At 72.5% G+C, this 11,583-nt stretch carries 7 protein-coding genes; 5 read left to right on the forward strand and 2 right to left on the reverse strand.

Annotation, left to right across the window (positions count from 1 at the left end; translation table 11 throughout):
* Positions 1-571: 571 nt before the first annotated feature.
* Together FE374_RS18900 and FE374_RS18905 are read left to right on the forward strand one after the other, a co-directional pair.
* Positions 572-1,300, forward strand: coding sequence for a PadR family transcriptional regulator (locus FE374_RS18900; protein ID WP_139931107.1), 729 nt, complete (start codon positions 572-574; stop codon positions 1,298-1,300).
* Positions 1,297-2,376 (forward strand): inositol-3-phosphate synthase, encoded by a 1,080-nt coding sequence (locus FE374_RS18905; RefSeq protein WP_139931109.1) that lies wholly within the window; start codon positions 1,297-1,299, stop codon positions 2,374-2,376. Before FE374_RS18900 ends, FE374_RS18905 begins: the two co-directional genes overlap by 4 nt.
* A 156-nt stretch (positions 2,377-2,532) precedes the next feature.
* Here the strand turns inward: FE374_RS18905 and FE374_RS18910 are convergent, their stop codons facing one another.
* Positions 2,533-5,388, reverse strand: a complete 2,856-nt coding sequence (locus tag FE374_RS18910) for a cation-translocating P-type ATPase (RefSeq protein ID WP_139931111.1) — start codon at positions 5,386-5,388, stop codon at positions 2,533-2,535.
* Positions 5,389-5,583: 195 nt separating this feature from the next.
* On the opposite strand from FE374_RS18910, the gene FE374_RS18915 reads away from it, so the two are divergent.
* The gene (locus FE374_RS18915) at positions 5,584-6,897 is read left to right on the forward strand and encodes an MFS transporter (RefSeq protein ID WP_168205767.1); all 1,314 of its coding nucleotides are present in this window, start codon (positions 5,584-5,586) and stop codon (positions 6,895-6,897) included.
* A gap of 347 nt (positions 6,898-7,244) precedes the next feature.
* On the opposite strand, the gene FE374_RS18920 is transcribed toward FE374_RS18915, so the two are convergent.
* Positions 7,245-8,774: a CCA tRNA nucleotidyltransferase gene (locus tag FE374_RS18920; RefSeq protein ID WP_139931114.1), complete on the reverse strand. Its 1,530-nt coding sequence runs from the start codon at positions 8,772-8,774 to the stop codon at positions 7,245-7,247.
* A gap of 12 nt (positions 8,775-8,786) precedes the next feature.
* On the opposite strand from FE374_RS18920, the gene FE374_RS18925 reads away from it, so the two are divergent.
* Both FE374_RS18925 and FE374_RS18930 read left to right on the forward strand, forming a co-directional pair.
* Positions 8,787-9,311: an NUDIX hydrolase gene (locus tag FE374_RS18925; RefSeq protein WP_139931116.1), complete on the forward strand. Its 525-nt coding sequence runs from the start codon at positions 8,787-8,789 to the stop codon at positions 9,309-9,311.
* A complete protein-coding gene (locus tag FE374_RS18930; protein WP_139931118.1) occupies positions 9,308-11,581 on the forward strand; it encodes a DUF6049 family protein in 2,274 nt (757 codons plus the stop codon). The genes FE374_RS18925 and FE374_RS18930 overlap by 4 nt, the downstream gene beginning before the upstream one ends.
* The last annotated feature ends 2 nt before the right edge of the window (positions 11,582-11,583 follow it).

The raw sequence follows: 11,583 nt of genomic DNA on the forward strand, positions 1-11,583 counted from the left end.
GCGCCCGCGGCGCTTTGGCTGGCGGCGGCGGTGCGGCCCGAGGCTGCTGCACGACCGGACGCCGCGGTACGGCTGGACGCCGCCGTACGGCTGGCGGCGGGCCGCCGTCCCGGTGCCGCTCCGCCCCCGCCGGCCGCACCGCGGGCGCCCGACCCTCCCCCGCCCGTCGGGCGGCCCGAACCGCCACCGGCGCCACCGCGGCGATCATCCGAGCGCCCGGTGGGGTTCCAGTTCGGGGTGCGTGCCAAAAGAGGACTGCCTTTCGCCGTGCCACACCGGTGCCCGGCGCGGGTGGGGACGTCGCCCGCGGCGCCACGGCCCCGGGTTGTTCGCACCTTGGACCGGTCGCCCTACGGGCAGATCGTCCTTCAGTATGCGGCAGCCACCTTGCCGTAGACCATGTCCGCCGTCACATCTGGAGGCGTGTCACATCGCACCTGACGACGCGCATCGGTGGCCGCGATATATCGGTGCGATATATTGCGGTGCTATCCCAGGGCGAGTCGTCACGACCCGACCGGGCCGAACCAGCGCCGTCCCGGCGCCTTGGCACCACGAGAGGAGGCCGGCATTGGGCACACGGTCCCAGATGCTCGAGCTGGCCATCCTCGGCCGGCTCCGGGAGACCCCGACGCACGGCTACGAGCTGCGCAAGCACCTCAATGCAACGCTCGGCGCGTTCCGCACCCTGTCCTACGGTTCGCTCTACCCCGCGCTCCGCACGCTGACCGACCGCGAGCTCATCACGGCCGACGATCCCGCCGCCGCCCCGGGGCTGGCCGGGAAGCGGGCCCGCATCGTCTACCGGATCACCGGGGCCGGGCTCGCGCACCTGGAAGGCTCGCTCGCCACCGCCGGCCCGGCCGCGTGGGATGACGACGCCTCCTTCGACGTCCGCTTCACGCTGTTCGGCAGCACGGACGCCACCACCCGTCTGCGCATCCTCGAGGGCCGCCGTGCGCGCATGGTGGAGCGGATGGAGAACCTCCGGCAGTCCTTCGGCCGCACGTCGCGGCGCATGGACTCCTATACCGCCGAGCTCGCCCGCCACGGCCTGGAACAGGTCGAGCGGGAGGTGGCCTGGCTCGAGCGGGTCATCGACACCGAGCGCGGCACGCGTGGCGCGCTCGACTACGGCGACATCTCGCCGCCGGGCACGACCCGCACCTCCGGGCCGTCCGCACATCGGGGCGACGCGGCTTTGCCACCGGGAACCCGCCCGGCTGGCGCACCCTCCGCGGACGCCACCGGCGCTCCCGCCACTTCCAGGAACGAACCATTGAAAAAGGAGCAAGCATGAGTGCTATCCGCGTCGCCATCGTCGGCGTCGGGAACTGCGCGTCCTCGCTGGTCCAGGGCGTGCAGTTCTACGCCGACGCCGACCCCGAGAGCACCGTCCCTGGCCTGATGCACGTGCAGTTCGGCAAGTATCACGTACGTGACATCGAGTTCGTGGCTGCCTTCGACGTCGACGGCAAGAAGGTCGGCACCGACCTGTCCGAGGCGATCAACGCTTCCGAGAACAACACCATCAAGATCTGCGACGTGCCGCCGCTCGGTGTGCCGGTCCAGCGTGGTCACACCTTCGACGGCCTGGGCAAGTACTACCGCGAGACGATCGAGGAGTCGACGGCGGAGCCCGTGGACGTCGTCGCCAGCCTGCGCGAGACTCGTGCGGACGTGCTGGTGTGCTACCTGCCTGTGGGTTCCGAGCACGCCGCCAAGTTCTACGCCCAGTGCGCGATCGACGCCGGGGTGGCGTTCGTCAACGCGCTGCCGGTCTTCATCGCGGGCACCAAGGAGTGGGCCGACAAGTTCACCGCCGCCGGCGTGCCGATCGTCGGTGACGACATCAAGTCCCAGGTGGGCGCGACGATCACGCACCGGGTGCTGGCCAAGCTGTTCGAGGACCGCGGCGTGCGGCTGGACCGGACGTACCAGCTCAACGTCGGCGGCAACATGGACTTCAAGAACATGCTCGAGCGTGACCGCCTGGAGTCGAAGAAGATCTCCAAGACCCAGGCCGTGACCTCGAACCTGCACGGCCACCTCGAGCCGCGCAACGTGCACATCGGCCCTTCGGACTACATCGAGTGGCTCGACGACCGCAAGTGGGCCTACGTCCGCCTGGAGGGCACGACCTTCGGTGAGGTGCCGCTGAACCTGGAGTACAAGCTCGAGGTCTGGGACTCCCCGAACTCCGCGGGCATCATCATCGACGCGGTGCGCGCGGCCAAGATCGCCCTCGACCGGGGGATCGGCGGCCCGCTGCTGTCGGCGTCGTCGTACTTCATGAAGTCGCCGCCGGAGCAGCGCCCCGACGAGGTCGCGCGCCAGACGGTCGAGGCCTTCATCGAGGGCGAGCTCGAGCGCTGAGCGACTGAGCGGCTCTCGGCCTGATACGCGCCGCCTCGGAGGCCCCGTCACCCCACGGTGACGGGGCCTCCGGCGTCCGTCTCCCCGCTCGGCCTGGACGGCGGTCGCGCACGGCCTGTGGACGACGTGCGGATCCTGCTCAGGCGCTGCACGGGTTCAGGCCGCGTCGGGCTCCCCCCGCAGCCGCGCCCGCCAGACCAGCTTGCGGAGCTCGTCGAACCACAGCACGGCCGACGCCGTCAGCACAGACACACCCCAGTGCGCGAGGTCCAGCGAGGCGGTGCCGAACGCCGTCTGGAGGAAGGGCACCTCGACGATCGCGACCTGCAGCAGAGCCGCGAGCGCCACCGCCGCCCACAGCCACTTGTTGACGAACAGCCGGTGGAACGCGCTCGTGGTCTCCGAGCGGGAGTTGAACGCGTTGAACAGCTGCGCGAACACCAGCGTGGTGAATCCGGCGGTCCGGGCCACCTCGAGGGAGTCCGAGCCCTCGACCAGCCCGCCAGGCAGGAAGATGTCGATCGTCAGCAGCGTGGCGGCGGCCATGACCAGCCCGATGGACAGGATGCCCGTCCACATGCGGCGGTCGATGATCCGGTCGCTCAGCTGCCGGGGGCGGCGGGCCATCACATCGTCGATCTCGGGGTCCACGCCCATCGCGAGCGCCGGCCCGGAGTCGGTGACGAGGTTGATCCACAGGATCTGGGTGGCAAGCAGCGGCACCACCACCGCCTCGTCGGAAGCGCCGGCCAGCCCGATGACACCGGCGAGGACCACCCCGAAGAACACGGTGAAGACCTCGCCCATGTTGGACGAGAGCAGGTAGCGCAGGAACTTCTTGATGTTGTCGAAGATGACGCGGCCCTGCCGCACGGCCTCGACGATCGTGGCGAAGTTGTCGTCGCCGAGGATCATCTTCGAGGCTTCCTTGGTCACCTCCGTGCCGGTGATACCCATGGCGACGCCGATGTCGGCGGACTTCAGCGCCGGGGCGTCGTTGACGCCGTCGCCGGTCATGGCCACCACCTGCTGGTCGGCCTGCAGGGCGTCGACGATCTGCAGCTTGTGCTGCGGGGCCACGCGCGCGTAGACCGACGTGGTCCGGGTGACCTCACGCAGCTCCTCCGCGGAGAGCTCGTCGAGCTCGGTGCCAGAGACCGCGCGGTCGGCGGGCCGGGCGATGCCGAGATCGGCGGCGATGCGGGCGGCGGTGGTGGGGTGGTCGCCGGTGATCATCATGACCCGCACGCCGGCCCGGTGTGCCTCGGCGACGGCGTCGGCCACCTCGGCGCGCGGGGGGTCGATGATCCCCACGACCCCGACGTAGACCAGCTCCTGCTCGTCCGCCTCGTCCAGGCCGTCGCGTACGGCGGCCTCGTCCAGCCGGCGGTAGGCCACCCCGAGGGTGCGGAACGCCTCGGCGGAGAGCCGCTCGACGTCGTCAAGCGCTCGCGCGCGGCGTGTCCCGTCCAGCGGCACGACGTCGTCGCCCACCTGCACGGCGGCGCAGCGCCGGAGGAGGACGTCGGGCGCACCCTTGGTCACCACGGTCAGCGCGCCGTCGGGCGCGCCCCGCCCGACGAACGCGGACATCATCTTGCGCTCGGAGGTGAAGGGCACCTCGCCGTGGCGTTCGAACTCCCCGGCGCGTTCCACTGTGCCGTCGAGCTTGTGCGCGGCGACCAGGAACGCGGCCTCGGTGGGGTCGCCCTGGATCTTCCACTCGCCGTCGTGCTCACGCAGCTGGGCGTCGTTGGCCAGCAAGCCGCCGCCCAGGACCAGGCGGACCTCGTGGACGAGCGCGGGGTCGATGAGCTCGTGGCCGTCGTGCCGCGCCTCGCCCGCCGGCCGGTAGCCCACCCCGGTGAGCTCGACCTCCCCGGAGGCGGTGACGACGCGTTGGATGGTCATCTCGTTCTTCGTCAGGGTGCCGGTCTTGTCCGAGGCGATAACGGTCGCCGAGCCCAGCGTCTCCACCGAGTGCAGCTTCTTCACGACGGCGTTGCGCCTGGCCATCTGCTGCACGCCGATGGCCAGGACCACAGAGAGGATCGCCGGCAGACCCTCAGGCACGGCAGCGACGGCGAGGGAGACACCCAGCAGCAGCACGGTGACGAACTCGCTCAGGGAGGAGACGTCGTTGACGATCGCCGTGACCACCATGACGACCACGGCGATGACGATCACGCTGACGCCGAGGAGCTTGCTGACCGCGGCGATCTCCTTCTGCAGCGGCGACACGCTCTCCTGGGTCTCGTCGAGCATCGTGGCGATGGCGCCCATCTCGGTGCCCATGCCGGTGGCGGTGACGACGGCGCGTCCCACGCCCTGCGCCACGGCGGTGCCCTTGTAGACCATGTCCAGCCGGTCACCGAGCGGCGCCGGCTCGGCGAGGGTGGCGGGGTCCTTGAGGACCGCCTCGCTCTCGCCTGTGAGGGAGGCCTCGGAGACACGCAGGGCGTTGGCGGTGATCAGCCGCGCATCCGCACCGACGGCGTCGCCCTCGCTGAGGGCAAGGATGTCGCCGCGAACCAGCTCGGCGGCGGGCACGGTGCGCAGCTCGCCGTCGCGCAGCACCGTGGCGCCCGCGGCGGTCATGGACTGCAGGGCGGCGACGGCGTTCTCCGCTCGGCTTTCCTGAACGAAGCCGAGGACGGCGTTGAGCGCGACGACGGCGGCGATGACGATCGCGTCGATCGGCAGGCCGGCGGCGCCCTCGGCGCCCCACGCGACCAGCGAGATGACCACGGCGACGAGCAAGAGGTAGATCAACGGGTCCTGGAACTGGGCGAGGACCTTTCGCCACAGCGAAACGGGTGGCTTGCCGCGCAGCTCGTTGGGGCCGTCGCCCGCCAGCCGGCGGGCGGCCTCGGCCGTGCTCAGGCCGGTGGTGGGGTCGGTGCCCAGGTCACGCGTGACGTCGGCAGCGTCCCGCAGCGCGGGGTCGGGTGTCCCGGCCGCGAGGGAACCCGACCCGGTGGACCTCCTGCCGTCAAAGTTTGATGCATCCACCTATTCATCGTCGCGCCATCGGTCGGCATTTGCCAGCCCCGGACGTCCCGGGGCGTGCGGTGGGAGGGCTCACAGGGCCGGTCGAGTTCCGGAGGGCGTCGGATAGCCTGCCTCGGTGCCGATCCTCTTCCTCTGCGCTCCGGCGTCGTCCGCCGAGCGGACCCACGGACCGGCCATCTCGGCGGTGCGGCCCCGGTGAGCGTGCTGTCCGACCTGCGAGCGGTTGCCGTCCACCGCGACTTCCGCAAGCTCTTCACCGTCCGGCTGGTGTCCCAGTGCGGGGACGGCATGTTCCAGATCGGGCTGGCCACCCTGTTCTTCTTCAACCCGGCGAACATGGCGACCGCCACCAGCGTGGCCGCCGCGTTCGCCGTCCTGCTGCTGCCGTTCACCGTGGTGGGCCCGTTCGCGGGGCCGCTGCTGGACCGTTGGCGGCGGCGGCAGGTGCTGTTCCTCGGCAACGCCCTGCGCGTGGTGCTCGGCCTGGTGCTCGCTGTGCTGATGGCCACCGTCGGCGTCGGGCTGCCGGTGTACGTCCTCGCCCTGGTGACCCTGGGCGTGAATCGGTTCCTGCTCTCGGCGCTGTCGGCCGGCCTGCCGCGGGTGGTGCCCGGCGACCTGCTGCTCATCGCCAACACTCTCACCCCCACCCTCGGCGGCGTCTCCGCCGTGGTGGGTGCGGCCGTGGGGTTCCTCATCAACATGGTGATGCCGGCGGGATCCCTCAAGGACGGCGTGGTGCTGGCGGTGGCCGCCCTGCTCTTCGGCGCCGCCTCGTTGCTCGCACTCCGGCTGGGACCGGACCAGCTCGGGCCCGACCGGCGCTCCGGTGCGGCAGAGCTGCGGCGGGATCTGCGCGCGACGGTCGGCGACATGGTCGACGGCGCCCGCTACCTCGTCGCGCGCCGCACCCCGGGGATGGCCCTCGGCGTCATGGCCGTCCACCGCTTCCTCTACGGCGTCAACTTCATCGCCCTGCTGCTCATCTCCCGCAACCTGCTCTCCGACCCTGCCGACGCCGACACGGGACTGAAGACCTTCGGGCTGCTCACCGCGATCTCCTTCGCCGGCAACGGGCTGGCGATCGTGCTGACCCCGGTCGCGCACGAGCGCATGCGCCCGTCGGTCTGGATCGTCACCTGCTTGGGGATCGCCGCGCTGAGCCAGACGCTGCTGGCGCTCTCCCCTGCCCGGGCGGTGATCATGGCGGCCGCGGTGCTCATGGGGCTGGGCGTGCAGGGCGCGAAGATCGCGGTGGACACCATCGTCCAGCGCGACACCGACGACTCCTACCGCGGGCGCGCGTTCTCGCTCTACGACGTCCTCTACAACGCCGCCTTCGTGGCGGCGGCCGCGCTGGCCGCTGTCGCCCTGCCGGACACCGGGTGGTCGCGAACGACGTTCGCAGTGCTCACCCTGGTGTACGTGGCGGTGGCGCTGGCCTACCGGGGTGGGACCCGGCGGGTGGACGACCTTCCGGTGCCCGTGCTGGGCAGCGAACGGAGCTGACGCACGGCGCATCGCGACCGGCGTGCTGGCGGCTGGCGGCTGGCGGCCGGCGGCTGGCGGACCCCGCCAGGCTGACCCGCGCATTCGCAGCTCACAGCGTCGTGGGAGAGATGCGCTGCGAGACCCTGTCAGGTTCACTAACCCCGCGTCGGGTTCTCCGAAGTCGTGTCAGTTTCGCCGACCTTGTCGGCCGAGTCGACCTGAGTCCGGCCGGGCCGAACTGAGGTCAGCAATCCTGACAGGGCTCGCCACGCGAACCATGCGCCTGCAGGGGCCGGGGGGCACGGGACCGAACCGGGACCGGGGGCACGGGACCGAACCGGGCTGCGCCGTCGAGCACGCGACACTCAGCCGCGCGCGGCCCACCACGCATGGAGCGCCTCGCGGGCGGCGTCCTCGCCGATCGGGCCGCGCTCCATGCGCAGGTCGAGCAGGAACCGGTATGCCTCGCCCACCACCGGGCCGGCCGGGATGCCGAGGGCCGCCATGATCTGCTGGCCGTCGAGGTCGGGGCGGATCGCCTTGAGCTCCTCCTGCTCCCGCAGCTGGGCGATGCGGTCCTCGAGGTCGTCGTAGGCGGCGGAGAGCCGCATGGCCTTGCGCTGGTTCCGCGTGGTGCAGTCGGCCCGGGTGAGCCGGTGCAGCCGCTCGAGCAGCGGGCCGGCGTCGGTGACGTACCGCCGCACCGCGGAGTCGGTCCACGCGCCTTCGCCGTATCCGTGGAAGCGCAGGTGCAGCTCCACGAGGCGGCTGACGTCCTTGACGGTCTGCTTGTCGAACCGCAGAGCCTTGAGCCTGCGGGCGGTGAGCTTGGCACCGACCAGCTCGTGGTGGTGGAAGCTGACCCCGCCACCCGGCTCGAACCGGCGGGTGGCGGGCTTACCGACGTCGTGCATGACCGCGGCGAGGCGCAGCACCAGGTCCGGCGCCGGAACCGCCCCACCCGGTTCCGTCTCCAGCGCGATCGCCTGGTCCAGGACCGTGAGGGTGTGCTCGTAGACGTCCTTGTGCCGGCGGTGCTCGTCGACGGTGGCCTGCAGCTCGGCGAGCTCGGGCAGCACGACGTCGGCGACGCCCGTGTAGACCATGACCTCCAGCCCACGGCGCGGCCAGCGGGAGATCAGGAGCCGCTCGAGCTCGGCGCGGACCCGCTCGGCCGAGACGATCTCCAGCCGGGCGGCCATGTCGGTCATCGCCGACATGACCTCCGGCGCGACGTCGAAGCCCAGCTGGGCGGTGAACCGGGCGGCACGCATGATGCGCAGGGGGTCGTCGTCGAAGGACTGCGTGGGCGTGGCCGGCGTGCGCAGCACGTGCTCGGCGAGGTCCGTCATGCCGCCGGTGGGATCGACGAACTCCAGCGACGGCACCCGCACGGCCATCGCGTTGACGGTGAAGTCCCGCCGGGTCAGGTCGCCCTCCAGGCTGTCGCCGTACTGCACGGCCGGCTTGCGTGAGCCCACCTCGTACGCCTCGGTGCGGTAGGTGGTGACCTCGACGACGACGTCAGCCTTGCGGGCGCCGATGGTGCCGAACTCCTTGCCGATGTCCCAGCTGGTGTCGGCCCACCGGTCCAGGAGCCGCTCGGTCTCGTCGGGGCGGGCGGACGTGGCGAAGTCGAGGTCGTGGGAAACCTCACCGAGGAACGCGTCCCGGACCGGGCCGCCCACGAGGGCCAGCTCGTGCCCGGCGTCGGCGAAGACCTGGCCGAGCTCGAGCACCGCCGGCGGAAGTGACGCGAACGCCGCCAGCGCACGGCGCTGCAGGTCGACGATCCGGGAGGTGGCGGCGGAGCTGGTGAAGTCGGGGCTGAGCACCGCCCAAGACTGCCACGCCGCTCCGGTGGTGCCCACACACCCGGGCAATGCCCGGATCATTACAGTGGCCACATGCCTGCCGTATTCCCTGTGCCGCGCCCCCAGGTGCCGCGGCCACCCAGGAGCCGGCCGGTGAATGCGCGCTCGACCTCCCTTCCGGTGGTGGACGAGACCTCCGCCGGCGGCCTAGTCGTGGACGTGGTCGAGGGGCGGGCCTTCACCGCCGTGATCGCCCGCCGCAACCGCGCCGGGCGGCTGGAGTGGTGCCTGCCCAAGGGCCACCTCGAGGGCGTGGAGACGCCCGAGCAGGCCGCCGTCCGCGAGATCGCCGAGGAGACCGGCATCGACGGGCGCATCCTGCGCCACCTCGCGACAATCGACTACTGGTTCGCCGGCACCGACCGCCGCGTGCACAAGGTGGTCCACCATTTCCTGCTGGAGGCGACCGGCGGGGAGCTGACCATCGAGAACGACCCCGACCACGAGGCCGAGGACGTCGCCTGGGTGGGCCTGGACGAGGTCGCCTCCCGCCTGGCCTACCCGAACGAGCGCCGCGTGGTCGCGACCGCACGGGACGTGCTGGCCGGTCGCGCATGAACGCACGGGCGTGGGCACGCCCGGCCGCGGCAGTGGCCGCGGCGGTGGTGGCGCTGATGGTCGGGCCGGTGGCCGGCACATCGGCGACGGCGTCGCCCGCCGTCACGGCCTCGGCCCCCGCAGCCACGGTGCGCCCGACCACGACGCAGCCGGACGGACTGGCCTCGGACGAGCCGTCCGAGGACCCGGGCCTCGACGTCGAGATCACCGAGATCGGGCCGGCGATCCTGCGCCCGGAGGAGACCCTCCGGGTCACCGGCACCGTGACCAACCAGACCGACGAGGACCTCACCGCCCCCGCGGTGCAGGTGCGCATGCAGCGCTCGACGCCGGTCTCCCGCACGTCGCTGAACAGGTGGCTGGACCCGGACTCCACGTTCGGCACCGCGCTGGTCGCCCAGGAGGAGCTTCCCGAGCGGCTCCCCGCCGGCGCCACCGTGTCGTTCACCCTGGAGGTCCCGGCCGCGGACCTCCCGGTGCGCGCCGGTTGGACCGCCTGGGGCCCCCGCGGCATCGAGGTCGCCGTCACCGACGGCCAGGGAACCGCCCACGGCGTCGACCGGTCCTTCGTGCTCTGGTACCCCGACGTCGACGTCGAGCCCACCCCGGTCGGCGTGCTCGCCCCCGTCGCCGCCACCGCCGAGGAACGCACGCGGGCCCGGGAGTCCGGTGAGCCGCTGGCCACGGCGGCCGAGAAGCGCGTCCTGCCGCTGGTGGAGGCCCTCGACCGGCCCGGCGTGACGGCGCTGGTGGACCCGATGCTGCTGTCGCTCGGCGACGATGCCGCCCCGGAACCGGGGGAGGGCGCCCCGGAACCGGGGGACGGCGCCTCGGCGACGCCGTCGGCGACGGCCGGCGAGACCCCCACCGGGGACGACCACGTGAACACCGACGACAGCACGGCCACGGACGGCGCCGATCAACCCGCGGCCACGTCCCGCGTGCACGACGCCATCACCGCCCTCGCCGCGGCGGACGACCGGGAGGTCTCCCTGCTGCCCTGGGCCGACGCGGACGTCGCGGCGCTCGCCCACCTGGGGCGCACGGACCTGTTGAACCAGTCGGTGAACCGGGCCACGACGGCCGGGCAGGCCGCCGGCCTGGACGCCGAGGCCACCGTCGCCTGGCCGGCGACCGCAACCCCGGACCGGCAGACCCTGGAGGCAGCCGCGGACACCGGGGCGGCCGCCGTCGTGCTGCCCTCCGGCGCCCTCACCCCGGTTCGGAACCTCACCTACACCCCGGCCGGCCGAGCCGACGTGGTCCTGGCGGATGGCTCGGAGCTGGCGGCGCTGGTGGTGGACGGGCAGGCGTCGGCAGCGCTCGGCGGTGGGGTCCTGCCCGGCCTGGGAGGCACCGCCGCCGACGAGACCGAGCTCGATCCGCTCACCGCCCGGCAGCTGCTGCTCGCCGAGACCGCCGTGATCGCCCGCGAGCGCCCGAGTGACCCCCGGGCCCTCGTCCTGGCCCTGCCGCGCGGCTTCACCGGCGACCCCGTCGCCCTGGCGAGCACGCTCGACGCGCTCGCCGCCGCCCCCTGGGTCGCGCCGACCACGCTCACCGATCTCGTACAGCTGCCCGCACCGGTGCTCGAGCGCACGGGGCTGCCGCGCGTCGACGTCGCCGGAGGTGAGGTGGGCGCCGGGGACCTGCTGCGCATGCAGCGGGTGCGTGACGACGCCGTCGCGTTCGCGGCCATCACCGAGGACCCGGACGGCTTCGTGGCACCGTTCCAGGAGGCGCTGCTGACGGCGCTGTCGGCGGCGTGGCGCACCGACCCGGCCGGCCGCGACGCCCTGGTGGCGTCGGTGCAGGCCCAGGTCGGCGAGCTCGATGCCCAGGTGGCCGCCCTGCCCTCCTCCACCGTGAACCTCATCAACTCCTCGGCGCAGATCCCCATCCACGTGCGCAACGACCTGGACGTCGACGTCCAGGTCGAGGTGGTGCTCGAGCCGACCGACCCGCGCCTGCAGGCGCGCGAGGCCGTGCCGCTGGCCGTGCCGGCGGGCGCCCAGGCGACGGCGCAGGTGCCGGTGCGCGCGGTGGGCAGCGGCGACCTGCCCGTGAACGTCCTGCTGCGCTCGGATGACGGCACCGCCGTCGGGACCCCGGCGAAGCTGCAGGTGCGGGTGCGGGCCGACTGGGAGAACGTCGGTACCGCGGTTGTCGCCGGCGTGCTCGCCGTCATGCTCGTGGTGGGACTGGTGCGCACGGTACGGCGCGGACCGCGCATGGACCCCGGCACCCCGGTGCCCGACCCGGAGGGCTGAGT

It is taken from the genome of Georgenia yuyongxinii, assembly GCF_006352065.1.
Taxonomy (GTDB): Bacteria; Actinomycetota; Actinomycetes; order Actinomycetales; family Actinomycetaceae; genus Georgenia; species Georgenia yuyongxinii.